At 63.3% G+C, this 26,053-nt stretch carries 24 protein-coding genes and 1 tRNA gene; 5 read left to right on the forward strand and 20 right to left on the reverse strand.

What is annotated here, in order from left to right:
- Position 1 precedes the first annotated feature (1 nt).
- The 16 genes from G3N61_RS16570 to G3N61_RS16645 all read right to left on the reverse strand — a co-directional run bounded on the left by G3N61_RS16570 (position 2) and on the right by G3N61_RS16645 (position 18,302).
- The gene (locus G3N61_RS16570; RefSeq protein ID WP_205823066.1) at positions 2-1,141 is read right to left on the reverse strand and encodes a hypothetical protein; all 1,140 of its coding nucleotides are present in this window, start codon (positions 1,139-1,141) and stop codon (positions 2-4) included.
- Complete coding sequence (locus tag G3N61_RS16575; protein ID WP_205823068.1) at positions 1,138-2,046, reverse strand: hypothetical protein; 909 nt, start codon at positions 2,044-2,046, stop codon at positions 1,138-1,140. The genes G3N61_RS16570 and G3N61_RS16575 overlap by 4 nt, the downstream gene beginning before the upstream one ends.
- On the reverse strand, positions 2,043-6,122 hold the full coding sequence (locus G3N61_RS16580; protein WP_205823070.1) for a hypothetical protein: 4,080 nt from the start codon (positions 6,120-6,122) through the stop codon (positions 2,043-2,045). Before G3N61_RS16580 ends, G3N61_RS16575 begins: the two co-directional genes overlap by 4 nt.
- Entirely contained in the window at positions 6,119-7,288 is a 1,170-nt protein-coding gene (locus G3N61_RS16585) for a hypothetical protein (protein WP_205823072.1), read from the reverse strand. The genes G3N61_RS16580 and G3N61_RS16585 overlap by 4 nt, the downstream gene beginning before the upstream one ends.
- A complete protein-coding gene (locus G3N61_RS16590; protein ID WP_205823073.1) occupies positions 7,281-8,405 on the reverse strand; it encodes a helix-turn-helix transcriptional regulator in 1,125 nt (374 codons plus the stop codon). Before G3N61_RS16590 ends, G3N61_RS16585 begins: the two co-directional genes overlap by 8 nt.
- Positions 8,402-8,695 (reverse strand): hypothetical protein, encoded by a 294-nt coding sequence (locus tag G3N61_RS16595; RefSeq protein ID WP_205823075.1) that lies wholly within the window; start codon positions 8,693-8,695, stop codon positions 8,402-8,404. Before G3N61_RS16595 ends, G3N61_RS16590 begins: the two co-directional genes overlap by 4 nt.
- Entirely contained in the window at positions 8,692-9,918 is a 1,227-nt protein-coding gene (locus tag G3N61_RS16600; protein WP_205823077.1) for a hypothetical protein, read from the reverse strand. Before G3N61_RS16600 ends, G3N61_RS16595 begins: the two co-directional genes overlap by 4 nt.
- On the reverse strand, positions 9,915-11,417 hold the full coding sequence (locus tag G3N61_RS16605; protein WP_205823079.1) for a hypothetical protein: 1,503 nt from the start codon (positions 11,415-11,417) through the stop codon (positions 9,915-9,917). The genes G3N61_RS16600 and G3N61_RS16605 overlap by 4 nt, the downstream gene beginning before the upstream one ends.
- On the reverse strand, positions 11,414-13,411 hold the full coding sequence (locus G3N61_RS16610; RefSeq protein ID WP_205823080.1) for an N-6 DNA methylase: 1,998 nt from the start codon (positions 13,409-13,411) through the stop codon (positions 11,414-11,416). Before G3N61_RS16610 ends, G3N61_RS16605 begins: the two co-directional genes overlap by 4 nt.
- A gap of 10 nt (positions 13,412-13,421) precedes the next feature.
- The gene (locus G3N61_RS16615) at positions 13,422-13,799 is read right to left on the reverse strand and encodes a hypothetical protein (RefSeq protein WP_205823081.1); all 378 of its coding nucleotides are present in this window, start codon (positions 13,797-13,799) and stop codon (positions 13,422-13,424) included.
- A 654-nt stretch (positions 13,800-14,453) separates the two neighbouring features.
- A complete protein-coding gene (locus G3N61_RS16620) occupies positions 14,454-15,665 on the reverse strand; it encodes an integrase arm-type DNA-binding domain-containing protein (RefSeq protein WP_205823082.1) in 1,212 nt (403 codons plus the stop codon).
- Positions 15,666-15,840: 175 nt separating this feature from the next.
- A tRNA-Ala gene (locus tag G3N61_RS16625) sits at positions 15,841-15,916 on the reverse strand.
- A gap of 66 nt (positions 15,917-15,982) precedes the next feature.
- Positions 15,983-16,348, reverse strand: a complete 366-nt coding sequence (locus tag G3N61_RS16630) for a c-type cytochrome (RefSeq protein WP_043185106.1) — start codon at positions 16,346-16,348, stop codon at positions 15,983-15,985.
- Positions 16,345-17,145 (reverse strand): BON domain-containing protein, encoded by an 801-nt coding sequence (locus tag G3N61_RS16635; RefSeq protein ID WP_175024232.1) that lies wholly within the window; start codon positions 17,143-17,145, stop codon positions 16,345-16,347. The genes G3N61_RS16630 and G3N61_RS16635 overlap by 4 nt, the downstream gene beginning before the upstream one ends.
- Positions 17,146-17,162: 17 nt before the next feature.
- Positions 17,163-17,747: an SIS domain-containing protein gene (locus tag G3N61_RS16640; RefSeq protein ID WP_089449709.1), complete on the reverse strand. Its 585-nt coding sequence runs from the start codon at positions 17,745-17,747 to the stop codon at positions 17,163-17,165.
- 126 nt (positions 17,748-17,873) lie between these two features.
- A complete protein-coding gene (locus tag G3N61_RS16645) occupies positions 17,874-18,302 on the reverse strand; it encodes a YraN family protein (protein WP_205823085.1) in 429 nt (142 codons plus the stop codon).
- A 46-nt stretch (positions 18,303-18,348) separates the two neighbouring features.
- On the opposite strand from G3N61_RS16645, the gene rsmI reads away from it, so the two are divergent.
- Positions 18,349-19,230, forward strand: a complete 882-nt coding sequence (rsmI, locus tag G3N61_RS16650; protein WP_043185098.1) for a 16S rRNA (cytidine(1402)-2'-O)-methyltransferase — start codon at positions 18,349-18,351, stop codon at positions 19,228-19,230.
- Between the two features lie 109 nt (positions 19,231-19,339).
- On the opposite strand, the gene G3N61_RS16655 is transcribed toward rsmI, so the two are convergent.
- Positions 19,340-19,948 carry a septal ring lytic transglycosylase RlpA family protein gene (locus G3N61_RS16655; protein ID WP_041492997.1) on the reverse strand — a complete coding sequence of 203 codons (609 nt, stop codon included), beginning with the start codon at positions 19,946-19,948 and terminating at the stop codon, positions 19,340-19,342.
- Positions 19,949-20,604: 656 nt separating this feature from the next.
- Between G3N61_RS16655 and G3N61_RS16660 the strand changes: the two genes are divergently transcribed.
- The 3 genes from G3N61_RS16660 to G3N61_RS16670 all read left to right on the forward strand — a co-directional run bounded on the left by G3N61_RS16660 (position 20,605) and on the right by G3N61_RS16670 (position 22,455).
- Entirely contained in the window at positions 20,605-21,249 is a 645-nt protein-coding gene (locus G3N61_RS16660) for an MBL fold metallo-hydrolase (RefSeq protein WP_043185095.1), read from the forward strand.
- The gene (locus G3N61_RS16665) at positions 21,246-21,905 is read left to right on the forward strand and encodes an exonuclease (RefSeq protein WP_043185094.1); all 660 of its coding nucleotides are present in this window, start codon (positions 21,246-21,248) and stop codon (positions 21,903-21,905) included. The genes G3N61_RS16660 and G3N61_RS16665 overlap by 4 nt, the downstream gene beginning before the upstream one ends.
- A 79-nt stretch (positions 21,906-21,984) precedes the next feature.
- Entirely contained in the window at positions 21,985-22,455 is a 471-nt protein-coding gene (locus G3N61_RS16670) for an Lrp/AsnC family transcriptional regulator (RefSeq protein ID WP_006477376.1), read from the forward strand.
- 48 nt (positions 22,456-22,503) lie between these two features.
- Here G3N61_RS16670 and G3N61_RS16675 read toward each other — a convergent pair whose 3' ends face one another.
- The 3 genes from G3N61_RS16675 to G3N61_RS16685 all read right to left on the reverse strand — a co-directional run bounded on the left by G3N61_RS16675 (position 22,504) and on the right by G3N61_RS16685 (position 25,220).
- The gene (locus G3N61_RS16675; protein WP_043185092.1) at positions 22,504-23,661 is read right to left on the reverse strand and encodes a cation diffusion facilitator family transporter; all 1,158 of its coding nucleotides are present in this window, start codon (positions 23,659-23,661) and stop codon (positions 22,504-22,506) included.
- A gap of 240 nt (positions 23,662-23,901) precedes the next feature.
- A complete protein-coding gene (locus G3N61_RS16680; protein ID WP_043185090.1) occupies positions 23,902-24,195 on the reverse strand; it encodes an H-NS histone family protein in 294 nt (97 codons plus the stop codon).
- 365 nt (positions 24,196-24,560) lie between these two features.
- Positions 24,561-25,220, reverse strand: coding sequence for a pyridoxamine 5'-phosphate oxidase family protein (locus G3N61_RS16685; protein ID WP_089449705.1), 660 nt, complete (start codon positions 25,218-25,220; stop codon positions 24,561-24,563).
- A gap of 247 nt (positions 25,221-25,467) precedes the next feature.
- Here G3N61_RS16685 and G3N61_RS16690 point away from each other — a divergent pair.
- Positions 25,468-26,053: MFS transporter (locus G3N61_RS16690; RefSeq protein WP_205823083.1), on the forward strand; the 586-nt coding region annotated here is incomplete at its 3' end.

A 26,053-nucleotide genomic window follows, 5' to 3' on the forward strand; every position in this document is an offset into this window, starting at 1 on the left:
CTCACTCCTCATCCATGGTGTCGACGCCCTCGAGCCAGGCTCGATCGACGGCACGATCCTTGAGCATGCCCAGGGTCGAACGAAGGTAGTTGGACAGTACCTCGCGAGGCATCTTCACGAGTTTCTCGGCGTACCAAAGTGGCAACGGCTTCATCTGCGGGTTGTCGTTCAGCGTCAGGAAGGCGGTGATGCTGGCCAGCTTATCAAGCGCTTCGGAGTCCCACTGCCCCGGTGCACCAACAGTCTCGATCTTCCAGATCGGCGTCCGAAGTCCGACCTGGATGTGGAATCCGATTAATCCGTGATCCGCCACCGTCCTCGGCTCAAAACGCTTCATCTGGCGACCGAGCGCTTCATAGTAGTAGGCGGCTGTCCGGTGCCCAGCGCGCAGCGCACCGCGCAGAAAACGGATGACACCAACCCGGCGCAACTGAGTCCACTCGCTCTGAATTAGGTCCAACGCCTCGGGGCTTATACCCTCCGGCGAACCGGCACCGCCCTTCTCGCGGAGCGCGTTCAATACGGCGGCGTTGAGGTCTCGGCGCGCCTGCAGCGATACCAGGAACGGCCCGCTCGGATCATTAGGGTAGATCGAGGGGAGGAAACGTTGCCAGAACGCCTCCATGACGTCGATGAGCTCTCGCCACTCTTCTTCAACGTCGGGTTCAGCAAGACTCAGGCTCTGCTCTGCTCGGGGTACGAGAAGGGGGATATCCGTGAAGATGACATCAGGGCGCGTGTCAGAGTCCAACAGGTCAGTGAGGAGTCGGTAGACGAGGATGTATTCCTTCCATGCAAGCCGTTCAGACGCGTCGAGAAAGTTCATGTCGTTGATGTCGACTCGACTGTCCTGGAAGCCCTCCGTGACCTGGTTTCCCGCAACAACGACGTCGTGTCGAAGTGCGGCTGCGCCATAAAGAATGCCGCCCAAGGCGGACATGCTGCGGCTCTTCGACGAGACCCCGACGGCATAGACGCGGTCGAACCGACGTGACTCAATGCTGCGGATAATACCGCCGCGGACGAACAGCGATGCCTTCGAATCTATATACCTCATCTTGTTCGCAATCTTCCCGACCGTGCCGGGAAGGCGGAGACTCATCGCCGCGGCAAGGGCGCGGGCCAGCTCAATGCTCTTCATGTAGTCGTCTCCTCTGCGGCGAGCAGAGTCGCCAGCTCGCGCAGGTACGGATGCATGCCGCGTTGCTCGAGAAAGTGATTGAGAGCGGCGCGAGCACCTGCCCCAGCCCCTTCCGAGGCCACGAGCCCGTGGCGGTCCAATTCCTCGACTGCATGACGAACGTCGTCGCCACTAAGGTCCACACCAAGGAGCGCCTGCGCGCGCGTTCGAAGCTGGTCCTCGGACTGGGGGCCGCCAGCAGCGAGAAGCAGTGCGACGGGTACTAGCATGCTCTCGCTGGCCGTGTTGGCCGTCGGTGGGTTGGAGGCTCCCGGAGACAGCGCCGTCGCCATGGACGCACCGACTGGCTCCCGCGACAGAATGTGAGTCAGCAGACCTTGGCGCTGTCCTTCGTCTGTGAGGGCGGTGTACGTAAGCAGTTGGAGCGTCGAGAAAAACACCGGTCCCGCAGTGTTCGTTGCCCGATACCGAATCAGCACCGGCTTGCCTTGGGCGTCTACGGCGATGACTCCCGCTCCGAGGGTGGTGTCGAAGAAGTGGTCCGACCGAACCATTATCTCGTCGCCCAGCGCCGCTGAAGTTGCACCATCCGTGACGTAAGCCGCAGACTCTGCGGCACGGCGCTGCGCACGGAGCTGTACCGGTGTCTCGAAGTAGCACCCGAGGTTCTGATCGGAGAACGGTGGTACGACGATGACAGTCGTTTGGGCACGCCCAAGCACCGATGCTAGCCTACGCATATCACCCAACTGATCGGCCGCAAGAAGACTGCCGACGATCAACACCGGGTCGCCCGATGGGGCCGCAAGGAGTTGATCGATGGAGACCAGGCGCACCTCAGTGGTCTGCGAGACGACCCCGACCTCGAAGAGATCGGCCTGAACGTCGAGTACGCGCGCCTTCATCGGAGCTCCAGCTTCGATCGGATCAGTTTTAACTCCTTGAGCTCCCCGATCGCAACGGCGTGGTCCGGATGCTGGCCCTCATCATACGTCCCGGCTTCGAGCTCGCTGGAGATGTCGACCCACAGGCTAAAGTGCACGATCTTGCCGGCGTTTTCGAAGTAGCTCGCCCCCTCCTGGGAAACCTGCCCGTTGAACGCTTCGTACAAAGTTTTCGTCGCACCGAAGGTCGCAGCCGGCGTCGGATCAGACTTGTCCGGCTTCCCGTTTGACTTGAGGACGCGATTGAGTGCTCGCAGCTCCCGCTGACGGATGACCTCCCGCAGCCCCAACTTCAATTCGTCGAACTTCGCAGTGACCCGCTGCGGTAGCCCTTGAACCGCGTGCGCAGTGGCGACTACTTCGGTCTCCAAGCACTTCATCAGCTCAGTCTCCGGCACCTGATCAATCTGCGACTGGATCTGCTGCTCCAATCCGCCCTCAACGAGACCTCGGAACTTGTGGACTTCGAGCTTGAGGGGGCTCAGTGATGGCTGAACCGACGCCGGGGCATCGGCTGCGAAATCCGCGAGCAACTGCCAGGCGGATGCAGCCGACTTGAAGTCCTTGACCGCCTTTGCCCACTGCTCGTGGAGCCTCTTAAAGCTTCCAAAGAAACTACTCGGGCGCTCTTTGCTGATGAGATCCTTCAGCGCGTCCATGCGCTTCCAGGCTTGCTCGTACTGCGAGTTGACCAGGTATTGGTCGATCATAAGCGTGTACGAGGCGACGGGGATGGTCGCCATCCGCGTCTGCGAGCCCGCCGCGGCCGGTCCCTTAACGGCGTTCTCCAGTTCGGACTTGATGGCCTTGAGCGGGAGAGTAACAGGGGCCACCGGGAATGGGTGCCCCTCTGCTTTATCTAGGGTGGCCGCTTCGGTCAGCAGATGGTCGATCTCCTCGATCATCTCGTCCCGGGCCTCGAGGAACTTCTTCTTCAGCCACGCGAGGAAGGCCACGCGATCCCACAGCGACATATCAGTGTAGCGGTTCTCGTACGACAGAATCCGCGCTGGCGAGCAGTCGAAGTCGAGCGTCGCCCCCCCAATTCCCAGGGGACACACGCCAAGGATGTGCTGCTCGATCTCGAGGGCCTGCGCGACGACCGTCTTCAGCGATTCCTCAGTGAGTCCTTCGATGTCGGCTGTCAGGTGATCCGAGCTCACCTGCTGAATATGCTTCTCCGCCGTCAAGAGCTGCTGCTTGGCAGCTGGGTAGCTGTTGTTCAGCAGGATACCCGCCTGCGTTGGGAATAGTTCAGTGAGCTTCTTGATCGAGTCCTTGCACTCGCCCTCGAGCCAGGTCGATGCAGATTGCCGGGGACTCTCGAGCATCGTCTTGTCGACGGCCTTGTAGAGGTCGTTCCTCTTGCGCACGAGACCGACGCCGATGAGGACCTCGAGGATCTGCTCGAGCTGCTGCGGGGCCTTCATCTCGGTGTCCGGCACGGCGAAGAAGAAGGTATTCGCAAGCTTGCTCACTGCCGACTGTGTCCTGAGTTCCTGGAGGAGCGCGAAGAAGCACCGCGGCACCTTCGGCCGCAGGCTGCCGTCCGTCGTCAACACACCGAGCAGGTCACCATACTTCCACGTGGCCGGGGCATCGATGTTCTTCTTCGCTGCCTGCCGGCAGCTCTCGAACTCGACATTGTTGAGCGGACCGCCGGCCGTGTCGATCGCCGCATCGAGCGAGCAGTCCTTCGCCAGCATGTAGCGGTAGCCCTTCGCGAAATCGGCCGTGTTGTTCACCGCCTTGCGGCTCCAGATGGGCGCGAGCAAGTAGCCCATCTTGCGCAGACCGTTGGCCCAATCTCGGGTTTTTCCCTGCCATTCGTCGCGGTACGATCCCTCAAGGCCCTTGGCGACCTTGCTTAGGCGAGCCTCGTGTGGATTGTATGCCGACCCGCGGCCTGAGTAGTTCAGAAGGAACTCCTCCTCCTGCGACACCATGCGCCGGGTCAGGACGCATCGACGAAGCACAGGTGAGGCGTCGAGCTGTTGCTCGAACGAAGCGACCTCGGCAGTCGCTGGAAACAAGACGACGATCGGGTGCACGTGCTCGAGGCCGATATACGCGCGAAGCTTGTCCAGTGTTTCCTGGATGTCGAGGCAGTAGACGATCGTGCAGCGCCCATCTGGGGTCACTCGGAGCCCATCGAGAGACGGCGACCCGAACATGGAAGTGAACGCCATGTGCGGAACGTCTTTGAGGCCTGCGACTTGCTTGGTGCCTGCGTCGTCCAGGTGGTCGTCGAGGAGCTTGGCCAGTCCGAGGCAGATCGCTGTTCCGCGCTTTGCCTTCGTCGGGCTGACTCCCCGGACGTACTGGTCGAGGGACGCCTCGTGCCTACCGTCCTTGAAGAAGCGTACGCTCTCGGCCGCCGACACCAACAGCTTGTTGAATTCGCGCCAGAGTCTGAAGGACATTCCGACAAACCGAGTGCCGTCTACCCGGTACTCCGGCCTCGAGAATATACGGTGCAGCGACTCCGCCGCGAACTCGATGCCCTCCCTCGGATAAAGCGCGGCGAGCTGCTCCCCCCACTGTTCAAGATCGGCGTACACCACGAAGTCGCCGGCTGCGCCGGGTACTCCGCCGACTGCAACGGAGAACGCGCGCAACGCCTCCAGCAGTCCGACGACCGACACTTCACAGTTCGGCGTGAAATACGTGTCCGTCTTCCCCTCCTTCGCTTTGAATCCGAATTCGGGGCGAGTGAGCTCATTCGCAAGCGCGCGCTCGTCGATGTGTACCTGGAAGAGTTCGGCGAAGGCATGTCCGCGCCCCGCGACTTCGTGGGCCAGCAACGCGTCAGCCATGGTCTTTGTCAGCGCCGACTTCGCAACCCCGCCGACGGGAGCCGGAAGCTGCCCGTACACCAGCCGCTCCACCTCCTGCTTCGGTACCCCGGTGACCGTGCCGAGAAGGGGCAAGACGGCGCCATCATTGAAGATGTGCGACGCACGAGCGTCCGTCTTGGCGAAATCCTTCAGAAGCTCCCACGCGCTGGAGCCGTCGCCACGCTCGAGATGTCGTGCGTGCGTTTCATGGATGGAAGCCATAATCACGTTCAGCCAGCCGAAATTACGGTTGGCCGAGAGGAATGCCCCCTCGAGCGTGCCCATCGGGTACTCGACCGAGTCCGGGTCCGCCAAACTGTCCTTAATGTGGTCGACGTAGCTCTGCGCGTCGGTCAGCTGGTTCGGTTCGATCGTGACCGAGCTCGCGCGGCGCAGGTTCGGACCGATGTGGATCTGGTCGCGCATGCCCACACTGCAGAGCAGAAGAAAGTTCACATCCGGGTGCAGGTTCCGCCAATTCTCGTGTTTAATTACCTCCGAGACCATTAGCAGGTATTCGTCGTCGACCCTTGTCTGGGTGTCCTCCCTCAGCCCACGCTTCAGGTCGCCCGGCGTCTCGACCTCGTCGACGATGATCCAGAGGTGATTCAGCCCTGCGTCCCGGAGGACCTTCTTCGCATCGGTGAGGCGATCCTCGAACGAGCGCGTGTCGTCATCAAGGAGGGAGAGGGCCTTCAGATTGACGCCCTTGGCCACCATTGCCGCCTTCAAATCTTCATAGAGGTCCCGCGGCCCCCCCGCGGCCGGGTCAGCGTGCAGCGTGTGGCGCAAGGCCTCGACCGACAGTCGAGCCACCCATGTGGCGGCGTCGAGCGCGTCGTCGCAGATGGTGCTGTAGCGGATGTACAGCGGCAGGACACCTTCCCGAAGCGCGGGCTCTAGGACGCGAGGCTTCTTGTCCGACTGGTGGAAGGGCGGGATGATGTACTCGTTCTTGTTCAGCAGCCATCGGTCGACACGCCCTGTCGCCTCCGCGATGAGCTCGTAGCCGAGCCGTGTCTTCCCGAGGCCCCAATCGCCGAACGCGACGAAGAAGCCCGCGATATCGTTCGCAGCACCATCCCAGAAGGAGCGCCGGAACTGATGAAGGGCATTGAACACTTGGTTCTGGCCCACCATGGAAAACGAAGGCGGATAGAGCGCGACCCCCTTGGCGGCCCATGGCTTGGAAACAGTCATCTGTCTTCTCCCTGCATCTCACTGGACGAATCCGCGGATGTCTGCTCCGCGGTCTGGACTTGCGTGTTCTTGTGGGCGGGTGCGAACTCGAGACGAACGCGCCTAGCGCCCAGCTCGCCGAACAGGCCGCGGCCCATGCGCGGTTGACCCGTGTGACGATCGAGTATGCGTAACTGGTCGTGGTACATAGCGGTGCGGACGTAGCTATCGAGGATCGCGGCTCGATCCTCCGCAGGTACGTCGAGCAGCTGTCCGAACCGCTCGGCAAGCTGGCTCACGATGACAAAGCCCTGTGAATCAGCGCAGTCGTGGAGTGCCCGCGCCAGGGCCTCGTCGTCGCCAAGACGTGCTGACGCAGCGCCATTGAAACCAAGCTCGGCTAGGTCTTCCATCGCCAATGCATCGGCGAGGCCACGGGCGTCCATGCCCCAGACAGCGGGTCCACCATGGAAGGCGCGGATGTGGAAGAACACGGCCAGAGCTTTCTTCAGAGCGGTGGGCAGGTCATTCGTCGACGGGGTGCCTCCCTGGACACCCTCCCATGCTACGGGCCCCGACTCACCAAGCGCCGTCAGATCAGCGCGCCAAAGTGGCCCTAGGGCGAGCTCCGCGTTGTCCTGCAGCAACGTGTTGAAGCCTTCGCAGTTGCGCTGCACCACCTCGAAAGTCTGCCCCTGAGGGGAACTCAGCGATAGGGCTCCTGTGGGGATGCCACCAGTCGCCTCGACACCCAGTTGCCAGCCTGCGAGGCAGAGTCCGATAAGGAGGCGCGTGCGAGGTTCTCGCCGAAGGAGTTGGCGCGCGAGGATGCGCGCCCAGTTGATGTCGGCCCCGGCGTCGCGGAAGGCTTTCCCAAGCTGGTCGCCCTCGGTCGTGACGCGGAGCCTCTTGTCAACGCGCTCGAAGAGATTGATCCCGTTGATGCGGTAGCGAGTGCCGCTGCGCTCCAGCCCATAGGTATTGATTACGCCGTCGGTTCCTTTGCCACGTGGGGCCCCTCCCTTGAATTCCAAGGTGGCAGTAATGTCGAAAACGTCGCGCTCCAGCTCCGCCCGCGAGTAGGCGCGGCCGGGCTCGGCGCGCGAAACGGCTTCCGGGTACTCCTGAATCCGAGCCGCCTCGCTCCACAGGAAGAGCTTGGGGAGAGCGACTTTCATTTCACGCATGGGCATCTCCGTTAAGCATCGCAAAGAACCGTTCCGAGATTCTGGCCCTGGACTGCTTTTCGCCGCGGTTCAGCCTATGCCCCGGGTTCGCAGCGACCCTGCTCCAGAAATCCTCGCAGACCTCAACGCATGGCCCGTTCATTCGAAGGAGGTGAACATCGACGAGCTCATCAACTGCAACGCGAGCGGTGTATGCCCACCCCTCTCGACCAAGCGGGGTTATGCAGAGGAAATCGACTGCGCGAAGCGCTGCTCGAACACCGTCGTGCAACGGACCACTCCAGGAAGCGTCGCCTCCTTCGATATGCAGAGACAATTCGCCTGCAATGTCAAAGATCGTTGCCGATACGGTCGATGACGGAAAACGTGAAGCGGTTGCCAGGAGCATCACGGCAGAGTGCACCGGGTCATCGAGCAGGTCTGGAGAGCGTAGCGGCTCATCTGATGTGGTCCGCTGCCTCAAAACCGGAATAAACCGTCCGACAGAAAGTCTTGTCAGCCTCGGACTTGGCGAGGGCCGGGGCATTATGGGCCGCATGACTGCACATTCAAGATTCTGCTGCAGAGCTCCGACGGCGGTGCTGACCGGAAGCGGGTGGTCCAGGTAGCCGTGGTCGAGGAAAAGGGATGTGCCGTGGACAGCTCGAATCTCGTTGGTCGCCACTGCGCGCGCGATGTCATCCCGGAGCGACCAGGCGCTTTGGGAATTGCCAGCCTCGGCCGCGCCATTGACGACCAACTCGAGCCAGCGCGCGATCACATCCTCAACGTTGCGCACTGACTCCGCTGCTTCGAGCAGAAATGGTGTCGCTATAAGACGGCCATACCTTTCCACTGCGAGGTCGGACGGGGCGGCACGGTGTCTTTGCGCGGAGACCTCTCCGAATTGCAGCAGGCGCGAGATCAGCAGAGGAAGGAGTACATCCAGGTACTCCCGTTCAGCTAGTGGCCGCTCGAGAACTTGTCCGAGCCTCTGCAATTGTTGTGGGGTTGGCCGGTCGAGATCGTTTTCCCAGCGAGAAATCGCTGTCTGATTGGTGCCAACCAGCCGAGCGAGTTGCATCTGAGTCAGCCGGCGTTGGATACGCATCTGGTGAAGAAGGCGTCCCAGCGTCATGTCTGTCCTCCCCGAAGCGAGGTCAGGAATTGCGACAGCCGGACGCGATACGGCTTCTCGCCGCGGTTCTGCGAAGCTCCCGGATGGGCCTTGATCTTGGATTGATAGAGATCGGTAAGGTGACCGACTTCACCTTCGTGCTCGCCAAGTAGCTCGAGGTTCTTGAGCATCACGTGGACGATGGAGATCCAGAGTGAGTCCTGCGTGCTGGCACCCAACAGCAGTCTCCGAGCTGCCAATCTTAGCGTATGGATTTTCCTCACCTCGATTTGCTGCGTCGTGGTCTTCACGCGGCACCTCCCGCAGAGGCCCGCAGCGCGAGCTCTTCGACCATGCGCCTTTGCAATTCTTTGCCCGGTCGGAAGACCGTGCGCAGGCGTGTCGCCATCAGTGATGACTGGTAGTCCTCATGTAGCACCAGCAACTCGTCCTGGTGACGCAGGATGCGCAGCTCCAGCACGTTCCGTAGAAGGTTGCCCATGAGTTCGGCTGGTACCCGCTCGTCGACCAAGCCGAAGGGTGCGTAGCCCTGCGCGCGAACGAGGTCGCCGAGCAGATCCGCGACTCGACCGACGCCGCGTGAATCGATGAGGACCGACACGTCTTGCAGGGTTCCCGCCGCGGGCACGTAGAGTTCGACCATGGGCATCGTCGCCGCAGGAGAACGCCAAGCGCAGATGGCCAGGTGAACCACTGCTGCGTAGAACGGGTGCTTCACCAGGGCATCCCGGAGGTGATCGGCCAGCGCCTCAGTGAGAGGCTCATTCTCGTCAAACAATCGACGCCCCCGAGCGTCGACCACCGCCGCGCCGCTAAGTATGTTGAAGCGTTGCGTGTTCCATGCGTTGGGGAACATCGCGTCGTCCAACCGAAAACCGTCCTCTCGGTTCAGCGGTAACATGCGCAGCACGGTGGCGGCCCCTTCGACGCCGGGGAGCGGTCCACTCAAAGGAGCAAAGCGACGAAGGGCGAACTCGAATAGCGCCTTTGCACCCGCCAACTGCCCCAGCGCAAAGCTGTCCCAAGCCGCGAACGGCAGCGCGCGCTCGGGAAGATCGGCCATTTGGCGCTCGAGCTCGGCTGGGGTGAGGTCGACCAGCCGCTTACCACTTTCCAGCTTGTCGATGAACGCGTTCAACTCTGGCAGCAGCGGCGCAAGCTTGGCTCGTGTCCACTCCTCAATTTCGGTGGTCATGCCCGCGCGGGCCGCATCCACTAAGCCCTCGACCAAAATTCCCATGAGGTAGGAGCGATACTCTGGGACCGCGTAGCACAGCCTGCGGCTAACCTGGCGCACGTCACACTCGACGAGGCGCACGAAGGGCGACGCCAGATGCCAGGAAATTTGGTGCCCGTAGTCGTCGCAAACGGCTTCGAGTACACCCGCGTGCTCAAAGATCCGCACCCAGGGCCGCACGCCAAGCTGCGCAACTTCGTAAGCGGCAACCTCTCCCCAGCGGGCGAGGTGCTCGAAGAGAGCGGATGCGTCGCTTGGACACCCCGGGAGGCTCACGCGTCGTCCTCCGCGAGTTCGGGGATGTCCTTGGGAGTCGGAGCGTTGAGCTTGCCGGCGAGAATCAGATCCACTTCGAGGCTACCGTCAATAAGCGCCTCCACATCGGCCTTGGCCTCTTCGACCAGCATCGTTGCCCGCCGCATCAGTTCCAGGGCGACACGCGCGTACCGCCCAATTCGCTTCTGAGTCGACGCCTCCGCCATCGGCAAGTGAACTTCGTCGATGAGATTGGGGTCGACTCGCGGGTGCGTTGACCCGGACGTGATGTCGATAACCTGGTTCACGACCAGCGGGGACTTCAGCACAAAGAAGACATAGTAGGGATCGACACCAGGCTTGACGCGATAGGTCACAAGCTCGGTCGATCCCACTGCCTGCTCCAGATACTCGGGGCAGATCGCAACCTTGTTCAGATAGGGGCGCAGTTTTGAGAACAGGATGTCCCGCGCGCCGAAGCTCGCGGATAACCCGGTGGGTTGCTCGTCCCCCGCAGGCGACACGAAGCCCGTCTCAGAGTCGATTTGGGCGAGCCCTACGTAAGCCAAACCTCGGCTTCGCACCTCTTCGGCACGCACGCGCTCGGTGAAACGGACCGCGAGCTCCGTCAACCGCTTTGCGCGAAGACCGCTCTGTTCGACGACGAGAATCGCCTTCGCCCGCCGAGGCGTGAAGAACTGCGCCGCGATGGCCCCCTCCAGCCGGTGCGGCGAAACGTGCGTAACGACTGGACGGATCGAGGTGACTTGGTAGCCGGGGCCGGACACGTTGCCGGTAGACGTCACCTCAAACGTCTCCGGCGCAAGCGGCACGCCCAACGCGTTTCCCAGAAGATCGGTAGCTAGTGCCCAATTTTGCGAAGAAGCCGCGCGGCAGCGCTCAGCAAGCTCGACCTTTGCGCCGATGTAGTCTTGGACGCGCCGGTCGGGAAGTGGAACAAGCACGCTTCCGAAATCATCGGGCGTGTAATTGGCCGACAGCCCAGCCAGTCGGCGCTGGATCTGTTGGTAGCCGAAGTCAGTTTGGAGGAACGCAGCGACGTAGCCGTCATTCGCCCGCGCGGCCACGTCGCGAGCAACGATGATCTTCTCCGTAATAAACGGCTTTTGAAGGTGGTTCCTGTCAAAGCGCCCAATGTCCTTTCCTATGTATCGCGGGTGATGAGCGCAGCGAAGTACGAATATATCGCCGTGCTTCGCCCAGGCGCGCGGTGGCACGTCGACGTCGGCGACCTCGGCGCGGTCCATTTCGTAGGAAACTGAACAAGACGAGAGGTTTTTCGTCTTGATCGCAGGAACACCTGACTCGCCCTTCACGCCGCCCCGAGGGGACCATCCCTGAAAGAGCGCCTTCGCAAGGGACGAGAGGGGCACGCAGCGAGAAGCTTGGTGCAACTTTTGCTCGAGCGTCCGGTAGTGCGGGGCATGATATTCGGCACTCAGAAACCGGTTGTCTACATCGGTCGCTGGTACGTGGTCTGTCCACATTGGCATGGTCACGCCCCCATTTTTTCCATGCAAAACGCTGCAGAAATTGGCACTAGGTCATTCCCAGCTGGATCGGGAACCTCGGATTTGCCTTTCTTCACGTACCCAACGTGTTCGGCGACAGCCATGAACACGGGACCCTGCTTTTCGGCGGGATGGCGCTTCTTTTGCAGATAGAGGAAGCTGGTCTTGGCGCCCGTCCCAGCGATTGAGAAAGTCTCGGTAGGAAGGCTGACCACGGCCCGCACGATCGCTCTGCCGCCCAGGAACTCTCCAGTCTCCTCGTCTCGCGTACCCATGATGTAGTCGCGAACGTAAGCGTCGCTAGCGTTGCAGAGGATTCCGTCGGGGACAACAATCAGCAGCCGCCCGCCTGGCTTGAGGAGCTGCAGGTTGCGGTCGATGAAGAGCGAAGCGGGGTCCGCCTTGGCAAGCGCCTTCCGCTTCGCCCGGTTACCGGGTGTCCACGACCACCCAAGCTCGAGGCCACGCGCCTCGTCACGCATGCGCGCCAAGCCCCGCGAATCGTCGTACTTACCTGCGCCGAACGGCGGATTGGTTAGTATTACATCGAACTTCCCGATCAATCGGTCAATGTGCGGGTCGGTTAGCGAGTCGTCGACCTTCAGCAATTGGCTATGATCTTCGCCGTAGAGCAACATGTTGATTCGGGCCTTCTGGATCGAGCCCGCGGCCTGGTCGGCACCGAAGAAGCTGTGCCGCTTCATCTGAGCCAACCACAGCAGCTTGTCGTCATCCGAATGACCGACGTGCCGGTCGTCGAGAATGCGCCGCTTCACTTCACGGAGCGCGCCGATTGGAAAGCGCCCAGTGCCGCAGCAAATATCGCCGCAGAGGAAGGCGGGCAGCGCCGCCTCGTCTTCTGATTGAGGCTTCCAGCGCTCGCGCTGACCGTCGTCCCCACGCCGTGCCCACAAGTCGGCGTCCGGAATGTCGTGGAAGACCATGCGCGCCATGCACTCCACAACCTGACTCGGAGTCAAATAGGTCGCAAGTCCTTCGTCGCTCGCGTACTTCCCACGCAAGAATACATCGAAGGCCCAGCCCAGCAGGTCCTCGTGGATGAGATGGGCCCGCATCTCGCGCGCCTTATCACTATTGCCGAGGAGTTCGCGATCTGGCACCGATAGCCGGATCGGCTTGCCCTCGCGGTCGCGCAGTTCGAGAGCCTCGATGGCGAGGGCGAGGATGTCCGAGTTTTCGAGACGGAGCGGCTCATCGTACGAAAAGATCGTGTGATCCGTTCCTGTGATGTCGGTCGCCATATACTGGGGGAGGTTATTAATCTCGCGAAAGGCGTCTTTCAGCTGGATGACCGCATCTTTCTTGTGCTTGCGCACGTAGTCGGCGCAATAGATGTCGGCAAAGCGCTTGCCCTTCGCAGCGCCGCTCGTTAGCACGTAGCCAGGTGCCTTCTCAATGTGGACCTTGAGGAAGAGGAGCTTGCCGAGTTCATCGATGGCGGCGTTCGTCGGCTTTACGCCACCACGCGAATAAATAGCCTCGTGCAGCCGGTCGAACTTGCGCTGGATCTCACGGAAGTCCCCGCGGTGGTACTCGGCAGAGACCTCCTGCACCAGACGCGTACGCGTTTCTGAGATCGGCCGGGCGACGGTCTTCCATTCGCCTTGGGCCGGTAAAGCCGATACCTGAGCATCCTTCTCGACGTCGAAGAAAAAGTCATTCTCGCCATCCCACACCCATACGAAGCGGAAGGGTTTGCCCTCGGAGGCACCAAGACCAGCCTTGAACTTCGCATCGTCCTGAACCGGCGGCCTTGAGGCATCGCCGGGCTCGCCGCTCGCAAAGAGGATGATGGGCTCGCCGCCGTCGAGCGCGACCAACTCCGCGGTCGCCGACATTGAGCCGTCGCCGAGTGGGTCGAAAAGAGCGAAGTCGGTCTCGATCTGCTTGTAGCCGAGCTGCGAGAGCTTTTCACGCGCGCTGTCGCGCATTGCATCAGTGGTGTTCTTCTTGGCCATCATGGTTCTATTACTACCGTCGCCGGTTGAAAATGTTGGTGCCCGCCACGACGAATTGTGAGGTGAGGAGTTCGCGAATATGGTGCTCCGACAGGCCGGTGTCGCTTGCCACGACTCGCACCGCGCTCGCCAGCGGGGCACCAGCGCGTCCGTCAAAAAACTTCTCAGCAGCCTTCCGTACGCGGCGGTCGTCGGTGGTCGCCGTGTCTCGCGCCGCCCACATTCCGGTGCCCGTTCGCTCGAGCGTTGGGTCGAGCCGCATCAGCATGAGAGCGCGCGCAGCACCACCCACCTCCGTCAATTCAAGGACGGCCTCAGTGACGCGTTCCGGAGTAGCCGGACCGCGGCTGATCAGGAAATCGCGGATCTTCGAGGTGATTGGGCCGGTCATGCGCCCCCCTCGCGCAACACTGGGAGCGGGGCGTCAACGCCATCGCGAGGTGCACGCCACGTCCCGCGTCCGATGCCCTTCACGGGCAAGGGTTGCAACGCGGACCAAACCCCTTCCTCGATGCTTAATGCATCGCCTCCCGCAGATGGTCGGCTACCTCGATCAGTGAAGACCGCGATAGCGGCGTCCCGGCATCGTTGCATCGCCCGCATGAGCCGGGCCTCGAAGTTCTCTAAATACATTGCGCAAGCACGGATCGCTGCGTTGGGAAGATGGTGTTCTAGCTTTCCTTTGTCACGCACTTGGCCCGAAAACGAGCGGTTTGTTAGCGGTGGGCGTTGATCGCTTCTGGAGTCAGGCACGGAACAAGGCATAACCACTCGTATTGTCCGCGATCGTTGCAGCGCCGGATTCGGAATACCTGTTCGACACGAGCCGCCGTGAATTGGCGGCCCTGACGTTCGATCCCCGAATAGTGTGGTCGCCGACTATCTCTTTTGAATTACGGCGCATGTGCCGCTCCGACATATCGTAGTGTGGGGCGTTCGAATGTAATACTTGTCCAATGATTCGGCAATGCGCTAGAGGACGCAAGGGGATAGCCTCGTACCTAATGCACTGGCCGGGCCGTAACTACCTTCTGATGGATCATGATCACCCTTGGCCTGCGAAAGAGATAATGTTCGCACCTTGTTTCACGCGATCCAGGAAGTCGGCCCAGAGCTGCATCATCATCCGGCGCTCCTTGAGAAACTTCGTTCGGTTATAGGCCGTGCCCAGAGTGTCAGGCACCCGGTGTGCCAACTGATGCTCGATCACTTCGGGCTTGATATGCAGTTCCTCGTGCAGGATGGTACGCGCCATAGCCCGAAAACCGTGCCCGGTGATTTCAGTTTTGGTATCGTACCCCATACGCCTCAGCGCGGCATTGATCGCCGCCTCGCTCATCGGCTTGTGCGGGTCTCGCCCAGGAAAGACATGTTGGCGCGGCCCTGTCAGAGCATGCAGTTCACGCAGGATAGCGACAGCCTGGGTGGGGAGTGGAACGAGATGCTCCGTCTTGGTCTTGGTCACGAGGTAGCGCCATTCAGCTTTGTCGAGGTTAAACCCGGACCATTCCGCCGTGCGCAGTTCTCCAGGCCTGACGAAAAGCATCGGGGCCAATATCAACGCGCACTTGACGATGAAGGTCCCCTGGAACCCGTTGATTGCACGCAGCAATTCGCCAACCTGAGTGGGATCGATGATGGCGGCATAGTGTTCGTGCTTGAGTGGCGGGAGCGCGCCTCGTAGGTCGCCGGAAGGATCGCGTTCGGCACGGCCCGTCGCCACGGCATACCGGAATACTTGCCCGCAATTTTGCAGTGCCCGGTGAGCCGTGTCATGTGCGCCGCGCTCCTCGATGCGACGCACCACGGTCAACAATTCGGGCGCGGCAATGTCGGCAATGGGGTGTCCACCGAGCCAGGGGAAGACATCCCGTTCTAGCCGCTGAATGATCTTGTCGGCGTGGCTGGTGGCCCAACCAGAAGCGTATTTCGCGAACCACTCGCGAGCGATCACTTCGAACGAGTTGGCAGCCCGTTCCTGACTCGCTGCCTTTTTCGCTTTCTTGGCTTCCCCCGGATCCACACCGTTTGCCAAGAGCTTCCTGGCGGCATCCCGCCGCTCCCGCGCATCTTTCAATCCGATATCCGGGTAGACGCCCAACGAGATGCGCTTTTCCTTTCCGCCGAAGCGGTACTTCAGGCGCCACCACTTGCCGCCCGCGGTCGAGATTTCCAGATACAGGCCGCCACCGTCGAACAGGCGGATCGGCTTCTCGCCGGGCTTTGCCTTCCGGATCTCAGCATCGGTAAGGGGCATGTCACGCCTCCTGGGGGCAAGTGCTTGCGGGGGCGGGTGAGTTATCCCCAACGTTGCCCCCACTCGCCAGTGGATTCAAACGGTCTCCATTGGATATTATAGGCAAGAAAAAACCCCGCGAGCCTTACTGGCTGCGGGGTTTGCGGATACATCAGGATTCGTCTAGATAATCTATTGGTGGAGCGGAGGAGGATCGAACTCCCGACCTTCGCATTGCGAACGCGACGCTCTCCCAGCTGAGCTACCGCCCCAACAGTCAATCATCATACACACGCATTTCTGCGCTTGGCAATAGGGGTTAAGTCACCCCTGAAACGTTACTTTGACGGCGCGCCAGCCAGCACCCATTCGACCACCGAACGCACGTCGGCGTCGCTCATGCGCGGATGCGCGGGCATCGGAATGGCGCCCCAGACGCCGGAGCCGCCCTCCTTCACCTTCTTCGACAGCTTTGCCACGGCCTGCGGATCGGCCTTGTAGCGGGCGGCGACATCCTTGAACGACGGGCCGACGAGCTTGCGGTCGACCGCGTGGCAGCCCATGCACGCGTTGCCGCGCGCCACCTTCAGGCCGTCGCCGACATCCGCGTGCGCGACCGCACCGAACGTACCCGCCAGCAGCGCCACGGCCGCGGCGCCCTGCACCATCCATTGTTTCATCTGCTTCATCTGCCTGCTCTTCATTGCGACGGTGCCTTCGGGTTGCCCGGGTGCACGCTCGACGAATTCGAAATCGGCGCGGGTGACTGCAGCGGCGTGGACTGTACCGACGCGTCGGGCACGGCGCCGACCGTCGCGCTATCCGCCGGTGCGGCGGCAGCCTGCGCGCCGGATGCGCCGCTCGCGGGCGATGCGTCCTGCAGCGCCTGCGCGTCCTGCGGCTTCACGTACTGGAACACCTTCACGACCTTCTCGACGCCCGGCACCTGGCTGGCGGCTTCCGCGCCGCGATTGCCCTCGTCGACCGTCACGAGCCCCATCAGGTACAGGTTGCCGCGTTCGCTGACGACCTTGTAGTAGTTCGCCGAGATGCCCTTCGTCGCGATCAGCTCGGATTTCACGCGCCCTTCGAGGTACGAGTCGTTCGCGCGCGACGACAGCGACGACGCCGGCTCGACCGACAGCTCGTTGACGATGCCGTTCACGTTGTTGATGCTGCGCACGATCTCCTCGGCGCGCTGCTTCGATGCATCGTTCGGCACTTCGCCCGTCAGCAGCACGCGGCGGTTGTACACCGTCACGTTCACGTGCGACTGGTCGGGCAGCCCGTTGTTGATCTGCGTAAGCGACTTGACCTGGATCTCGCGATCTTCCGTCTGCGCGCCGAGCGTACGGCGATCGGTCGCGATCAGCGCACCGCCGCCGGCCGCTGCGCCCACGACCCCGAGCACACACCCCTGCAGCGACACGGCGAGGCCCGCCGTCAGCGCAGCAAGCAGCGTGGTTCTGACGAGCGTCTGTTTGACGCGGCTTTGATTCATCGACGGCTCTCCTTCGTTCAATCCTCACCCAGCAGCATCGCGTCGATGCCGTCGCACAGGCAGTGGATGGTCAGCAGATGGACTTCGTGGATGCGCGCCGCGCGAACGGCGGGCACGCTGATCGGAATATCGGTATCGGACAGCGCGGCGGCGACCGCATGGCCAGCGCCGCCCGTCAGCGCGACGACGGTCATCTCGCGCTCGTGCGCTTCGTCGATCGCTGCCAGCACGCGCGGCGATGCGCCGCTCGGATCGAGCACCAGCAGGATGTCACCGGTCTGGCCGAGCACGCGCACCTGCTGGGCGAACAACTGCTCGGCGGACACCGCGCCCGCGAGGCCGCCCTGCGACGCGTCGGTTGCCAGCGCGATCGCGGGCAGGCCCGGGCGCTCGCGCTCGAAGCCGCCGACGAGCGACACCGCGAGGTAGTGCGCGGCGGCGGCCGACAGGCCGTCACCGCAGGCGACGATCTTGTTGCCGTTCGCCAGCGCGGCGAACATCGCGTCGACCGCGGCTGCGATCGGCAGCGACAGTGCGTCGGCCGCTTCGGCGAGAAGCGCGACGCTGTCGTGGAAATGTTGCTGAATACGTTCGACTGACATCGATTCCTGGTGAACTGGGCGCGTGGCACGCATCGCGCGACATCGTGGGTGCGGCGAGTTTACCGTACTCCGGCACCCTCTCCGGGGGTCCGGCAAGAACTCTTTACATCTCGTCACAGCTCGCGGCTACGCATCGTCGGCACGAAATGCGTCGCGCAGCCACGCGAGCCGGCCGGCCTCGAACGCGACGACGTCGAAGCGGCACGCGGCACCGGCGCCGTGCCGCGCCCAGAACTGGAGCGCGGCCGCAACCAGGCGCCGCTGCTTGCGCCAGCCGACGCTCGCAGCCGCGCCGCCATGCCGGACGCTGCGCCGCGCGCGCACCTCGACGAACACGAGCATGCCATCGGGTTCGCGCATCACGAGATCGAGCTCGCCGCCGCGCATCGTCACGTTCGCCGCGACGAACGCGAGGCCACGGCGCTCGAGAAACTGCCGCGCGCGCTGCTCGAACGCCGCGCCGACCGGTTTGGATCGCGCCGCGCCGGAAAAGTTGTCGCCCGCGCGCGGCAAACCGTGCCCGTTGCCCGGCCGGGCCGGCGCCGCGTGGCACAATGCCGTCCTTGTTCCGCTTGCGCCGCGATTGCGCGCATTGCCTGCCATGACTGCCCTCCTTGAACTCGCGCAAACGCAGCACTACCCGGACGCCGCGCTCTACGTGGTCGCCACGCCGATCGGCAACACCGCCGACATCACGCTGCGCGCGCTGCACGTGCTCGGCCTCGCCGACCGCATCGCGGCCGAAGACACCCGCAACACGGGCCAGCTGCTCGCCCGCTACGGGATCTCGAAACCGCTCATCGCCGTGCACGAGCACAACGAACGCGAAGCCGCCCAGCGCGTGATCGAACTGCTGCGCGGCGGCGAACGCGTGGCTTACGTATCGGACGCCGGCACGCCCGGCATCTCGGACCCCGGCGCGCGGCTCGTCGACGCGGTGCGCGCCGCCGGCTTCGCGGTGATCCCGCTGCCGGGCGCGAGCGCGGCCGTGACCGCGCTGAGCGTGGCCGGCGACTGGGCCGGCGCGTTCACGTTCGCGGGCTTCCTGCCGCCGAAGGCAAAGCAGCGCGCGACCGCGCTGCAGGCGCTGGTGTCGCACCCGTATGCACTGGTGTTCTACGAGGCACCGCACCGGATCGCCGAAACCGTCGCCGCGCTCGCCGATGCGTTCGGCCCCGCGCGCCGGCTGCTGATCGCGCGCGAGCTCACCAAGCTACACGAGCAGTTGTTCCAGGGCACCCTGGCCGAAGGACAGACCTGGCTCGCCGGCGATGCGAACCGGCAGCGCGGCGAATTCGTGCTGGTCGTCGAAGGCGCACCGGAGACGAACGGCGAAGCCGACGACACCGCGCACGACGCGCTGCTCAAGCTGTTGCTGGAAGAGGTACCGGTGAAGAGCGCGGCCAAGCTCGCGGCCGCGCTGACGGGCGCGTCGCGCAACACGCTGTACGCGCGAGCGCTCGCACTGAAGGATGAAGGCTGACGCGCGAGCCGGCCGGCACCGGGAAACCGGCGCCGGCGTCGCGCGGTGCAGGAAAGACAAAGGGCTGCCCGAGGGCAGCCCTTTTGCATGAGCGGTCGACCGCTGCGCGTTACTTCGCCGAGATCGATGCGAACATTTCGTCGCGTGCCTCGCGCGCTTCCTGCGGCGACAGCCCTTCGATCTTCACGCGGCCCGTGCCGGCGTGCACGAGGCCGATCAGCTTCGCGGCCGCATATGACAGGTCGAGCACGCGACCGCGCTTGTACGGCCCGCGATCGTTGACCTTCACGACGACCCACTTGCCGGTCGACGCGTTCGTCACCTTGATGTACGACGACAGCGGCAGCGTGCGGTGCGCGGCGGTGAGCGCGTTCATGTTGAAGCGCTCGCCGTTCGCGGTGCGGCGGCCGTGGAAATCACGCCCGTACCACGATGCGCGGCCCGTCTGGCGGAAATCGGACACATCCTTGCCGTCGATCGGCTCGGCGTCCGCCAGCGACGACTTCTTCGCGTCCTTGCTGTCGGCAGCCGGCATCGACGCCAGCGCGGAATCAAAATTCAGCTGCTTGTCGCTATCCGCTTTCGCGGCGGCGGCCGTCTTGTCGACGGCGTTCTTCTGGTTCGCGCTACCGGTGGTCTGGCTGGGTGGCACCGCACAGCCCGTCAGCGCAAAAAACAATGCAATGGTTCCGAATCGACTCGGAAAACGTAAATTCATCGACGTGTCGCCTTCTGGTTCGGGCCGCTCCCTTACAACGCTGCTTCACAACGCAGACACGCGGCCCGGACGGCAAATGCGTGCACGCCCCGCTCGGATGCGAGCAGGCGGCTAGCATGGGCGCGGCTTTCGTCTATGCCGCAACCGTCCTGATTAGTTTTCACGTCTGGCGCAACCTGTCCCCAACAGCCTGACCAGACCCCACATGCCGCCATCGAACATGGCTTCACGTTCGCGCGCGTCGAAACGACCGACTCACAGGAACGGCGGCACAGGCCTCATCCGGCGGCGCGGCAGCAGGGCCGCAGGCGGGCGCGCAGCACCCGGCCGGACAAGACGTGAGCACCGAAATCTCGGTGCTGGATACACCGCCGGACTCCCCGGCGGCTGATGCTTGACGGTGCTTCCGACGCCCTTTTTTAACGGGGCCGAAACACCAGCGAATTGCGTGAAATTCACGTGCAATGGGGCGCATTATACATAAACCAAAAGGTCAACCCGAAAAGCACCCCCTGCGGACCATTGATTCTCACTATGGCCGTAACAATCGACATGCTCCGGGAATGCCCGGAGGCGTCCGCCGCGACGCGCGTCGCGCGACCGGCAAGCGGCCCGCGCGACCGGTACAATCGCTCCTTTTAGCCGCCGGTGCCTCCATGAAAGTCACGCTCATTCCGGTCACGCCGTTCCAGCAAAACTGCTCGCTGCTCGTCTGCGAAAAGACGGGCCGCGCCGCCGTCGTCGATCCGGGCGGCGATCTCGACCGGATCGAACAGGAAGTCGCGCGGCAGAACGTGCAGGTCGAGAAGGTGCTGCTCACGCACGGACACATCGATCACTGCGCGGGCGCGAAGACGCTCGCGACGCACTACGGCGTGCCGATCGAGGGGCCGCAGGAAGAAGAGCGCTTCTGGATCGAGAAGCTGCCGATGCAGAGCGAGCGCTTCGGCTTTCCGGCCGCCGAAACCTTCGAGCCGGACCACTGGCTGAACGACGGCGACACCGTGCAGTTCGGCGACGAGACGCTCGAGGTCTATCACTGCCCGGGCCACACGCCCGGCCACGTCGTGTTCTTCAGCCGCGCGCATCGCGTCGCGATCGTCGGCGACGTGCTGTTCGCGGGCTCGATCGGCCGCACCGATTTCCCGCGCGGCAATCACGAGGATCTCGTCCGGTCGATCAAGGAGAAGCTGTGGCCGCTCGGCGACGACGTGACGTTCGTACCGGGCCATGGCCCCGTGTCGACGTTCGGCGACGAGCGCCGCACGAACCCGTTCGTGTCCGACAAGGTATTCGGATGAACCAGACCGCCATCCCGGAAATCTACGTCAGCACCGACGTCGAGGCCGACGGCCCGATTCCCGGCCCGCACTCGATGCTGAGCTTCGCGTCGGCCGCCTATACCGAGGACAAGCAGCTGATCGCGACGTTCTCGGCCAACCTCGAGACGCTGCCGGGCGCGCAAGCGCACCCGGTGCAGGAAGCGTGGTGGAAGACCGAGCCCGAAGCATGGGCCGCGTGCCGGAAGGATCTGCAGGCGCCCGAAGCCGCGCTCGTCGCGTACGTCGACTGGGTCGAGGCGCTGCCCGGCAAGCCGGTGTTCGTCGCGATGCCGGCCGGCTTCGACTTCACGTTCATGTTCTGGTACATGATGCGCTTCGCCGGGCGCTGCCCGTTCTCGTGGTCGGCGCTCGACATCAAGACGCTCGCGTTCGCGATGACGGGCCTGCCGTACCGCAAGGCGATCAAGCCGCGCTTTCCGAAGCACTGGTTCGACGACCATCCGCACACGCACGTCGCGCTCGACGACGCGATCGAGCAAGGCGCGCTGTTCTGCAACATGCTCGCCGACCTGCGCCGCCAACAGGCCGCGCTCGCGGGCCTCGCGGTGTCGGACACCGATCGGTCGGAAGACGCAGGGGCGGGACAAATCCCCACGGATCCGCGAGCAAATTAGCGAATCTCGCTCAACAACGCGACGCCAGATTGCCTTTCCTTTCCCGGCCCTCTAACATTCAGCGTGTTGTAGCTGCCGCATGGAGGCGCAGGTGACGCTCGATTCCTTTTCGCAAAAAATCCTTCGCCTGTTGCAGCTCGACGCGCGCCGTTCGGTCCAGGAAATTTCCGACCAGGTCGGCCTGTCGAGCACGCCGTGCTGGCGCCGCATCAAGGACATGGAGCAGTCGGGCGTGATCCAGCGCTACACGGCGCTGCTCGATCGCGAGAAGCTCGGCCTGCACGTGTGCGCGCTCGCGCACGTGCACCTGACCCGCCACAACGAGGGCGGCGTCGAGCAGTTCGAACGCGAGATCGCGACCTGCCCGGAAGTCACCGAGTGCTACAGCACGACCGGCGAGGCCGATTACATCCTCAAGATCGTCGCGCCGGACATCAAGGCCTACGACGTGTTCCTGCACGAACGCATCTTCAAGATTCCCGCGGTGTCGCAGGTGCGCACGAGCGTCGTGCTGCGCGAGATCAAGTTCGACACGCAACTGCCGCTGTAACACGCCGACATGCGCCAGTGGCCCGCCGGCACGGTGGCCGGCAGCGGGTCACGCCTGCGCGGGCATCGTCCGCGTGAAGCCGATCCGGCGCGCGCCGAACTCGCGCTTCAGCGCGTCGGCATCGAGCCGGCCGGCCAGCGCCGCATCGGTGTCGTGCGGATCGCAGGCCAGCGTCACGTCGATCTCGAGCCCCGTACTCAGGTAATGCAGGTTGATCGCCGCCGCATGCAGCCCGCGCTGCGCGAGTGCGGCCTCGAGCCGTGCCGCGATCTCGCCGCGCGGCGGCAGCGCGAGCGCCGGACGGCGCGCCGCGTCGTTCTCGGGGTCGACGTGGATCAATGCGTCGAGCACGCGCGGGTCGGTCAGCACGCGCGCACGCGCGGTCTCGGCGATGTAGTGCCCTTCGGAGACGGAGATTTTCGGATCGACGAGGATGTGCGCATCGACGAGCGCGGCATCGCCCATCTTGCGCGTGCGCAGGTCGTGCACGTCGCGTACGCCGGGCGTCGCCGCGAGCAGCGCGCGGATCTCGTCCGTATCGGTCGTGTCGAGCGCGCGGTCGGAGAGGTCCTGCAGCGCGTCATAGCCGAACGTCCAGCCCATGCGCGCGACCATGAAGCCGACGATCGCCGCCGCGATCGGGTCGAGCAACTTCACGCCGGCCAGGCTGCCGACGATGCCGATCGCGACGACGAGCGACGACGCCGCATCCGAACGCGCATGCCATGCGTTTGCGACGAGCATCGCCGAGCGAACGCGCCTCGCCTCGCGCAGCATGTAGCGAAACAGCGCCTCTTTCGATACGAGCACCGTCAGCGCGACGATCAGCGCGGAAAAATGTACCGCCGGAATGTTTTCGAGATTAACGAGACGATCGCCGGCCCGCCAGAGCATGCCGACGCCGACCGCGATCAGGATCGCGCCGAGAAACAGCGATGCGACGGTCTCGTAGCGGCTGTGTCCGTAATTGTGGTCGGCATCCGGCGATGCGCCGCTATGCCGATTCGCAACCAGCACGACAAAATCCGAGATCAAATCGGAAATCGAATGCACCCCGTCAGCAATCAATGCCTGCGAATGCGCAATCGTGCCGACGACGATCTGAAATGTCGCAAGCACGACATTCAGCACAATACTGACGAACGTACTCTTGCGCGCAACCGCGTGCTTATCTGCGCTCTGCGCGTCGCCGGAAAACGTGGACATGAAATATGAGATATCGGTGAGCGATGCCCAATTCTATCAAGGGCGCCCCATGAATCCTGCCAATACCCACAAATTTCTTATTTAAATCAACCGCTTATGCGAACAGGTCGTATTACCATTCACGCCGGATTATTACATTTTCATGACAACGCAATGGGCGTAGCGGCCGCCGGAAACAAAAAAGCCGCGTTCCTGAACGGCACGCGGCTCTTTTGAAGAACAGGCAACTTAAACAGATGTTTAAATCGCGAACTGTTCGCGGTCCTTGCCCGCAATCCAGCGCGGCGGCTTGCCGCGGCCCGACCACGTCGCGCCCGTTTCCGGATCGCGGTATTTCGCGGCCACGCCTGCGCGCGGACGGCCAACCTTACCTGCCTTCGCGCGGCTGAGACCGAGTTCGGCGAGCGAAAAGCCGTAGTCGGCAATTTTCTGCTTCACGTCATTCAGCACTTCAGCGTATTCACGCGACTTCGCTTCTTCGATTTGCTTCTCCAGCTTCTCCCGCTGGGCCAGCAGGTCCTTGTAAGAAGACATAGTTTCCCTTTCTATCTGACCAATGGCGCCGGTCTGAGCCAGCTCACCATTCATGAAATATATGTGCCTCGGATTTTCGAAGGCAGAGATTAGCACAAAAAAGATTTGATAGAAGCGAGATTCATGAAAATCCCGAGATCAATTGAAAATCACGCGTGTCATTTTGACCGGTCGCGGCCTTTTCTCAAATTTTTACGTTCCTACACAGAGATTAGGACATTAGCCATTGTCTATTGGGCCTATCAACATACGCAATTACCCTGCATTCGGAAAAATCAAAGCTCTCATCGGACGACAGCTTGACGATTATCGGATGGCACGGTGCGCTAAACAGGCAAACCGCGGACAGACCGGCAACCGCGACGTCAGGTCACATCCCGCGCGCACGCAATCAGCCGCTCGCGCAATGCGCCCGCATCGGCCAATGGCGAATCGAACGGCGTGCGCACGCGACGGCCGTCATATCGCCAGTCGGCGCCGTGGCGATCGACGCCGAGCAATTCAAGCCCGTCGCGACGCGCAGCGCCGGCATCGTACGCGTCCCACAACGCCTGTTCTTCATCGAAGGCGAGCGGCGGCAACGCATCGAGCTGCGTGCCGTCGACCCAGCCCATGCGCCCGAAGCCGCCGATATAGCGCAGCCGCTCGACGTCGAGCGCCCAGAACGTGAAATCGCCGAGCGCGAGATAGCGCGCGGCGTCCGGCTCGTAGCGACAGTAGCGCGCGGTGACGTGCGGATCGTCGCCGAGCGGTACGAACCGGCCGAGCAGCGTCGCGCGCTCGGCGTTCAGCACGTCGCCGCCGGGCGCGTCGACGACGAGGAAGCCCGCTCGCGGATCGGCAGCCAGATTGCGCGTGTGCTCCGCGAGGCCGCTCACGAGGATCACCGGACGATGGCTCGCATCGGGTGCGAACGGGACGACCGTCGGATACGGAAAGCCCTGCGGATCGCGCGCATGGGTGGCGAGCGTGCCGAGTGCGCAACGGTGCAGCAGATGCAGCGCGAGAGCGGGATCGATGTTCAAGAGGACTCCTGCGGTCGAAGGGCGGCGCGCCGGGCACGCCATGCGCTTCGATGTTACCCGCGGGCGCGGTGCGCCGCGCATCGGCCGAACGGCCTGTCCGGTCGATGCGGCCGAACGCGAGTCGCCGGGTAATCGCCGGATCCTCGTCCGACCGGCCATCGCCCGGCAGGATCGTAAGCGATTCGATAGAATCGGACGGGTCCGACGGGCGCCGCGTGCGTCCGCGCTTTTTTTGACGAGCCTTGCCGTGTCCGAAGCATCCTCCCCCGAATCGTCGTCCCCGTTCGCCGCGCCGCCCGACGCGCATCGCAAGCTGTCGCTGCCGGCCCGCCAGCGCGCGCGCGCAGCGTCGATGGCGCTGTTCTTCGTCGCCGGCATGATGTTCGCGTCGTGGGGCGTGCACGTGCCGACCGTGCGCGACAAGTTCGCGCTGAGCCCCGGGCTGCTGTCGATCGCGCTGTTCGCGGTCGCCGTCGGCTCGATCGCCGCGATGCTGACCATCGCGCGCTGGATCGCGCGCGTCGGCTCGCGCACCGCGTGCCTCGCGGGCGGGCTCGTGATGTCGGCCTGCGCGGCGCTGATCCTCGTCGTGCCCGACTACCCGCTGCTGCTCGCCGTGCTCGCGCTGTTCGGCTTCTCGATGGCGACGCTCGACGTCGCGATGAACGCCGAGGCCAGCGCGGTCGAAATCGCGATCGGCAGGCCGATCATGTCGTCGCTGCACGGCATGTTCAGCATCGGCGGGATGGCAGGCGCGGCCGCCGGCGGCGCGTTGCTGTCGGCCGGCATGGCGCCGGCCGTGCATCTCGCGCTCGCGGCGGCGACGAAGAACA

Source organism: Burkholderia sp. Ac-20349 (assembly GCF_017104865.1).
GTDB lineage: Bacteria > Pseudomonadota > Gammaproteobacteria > Burkholderiales > Burkholderiaceae > Burkholderia > Burkholderia aenigmatica.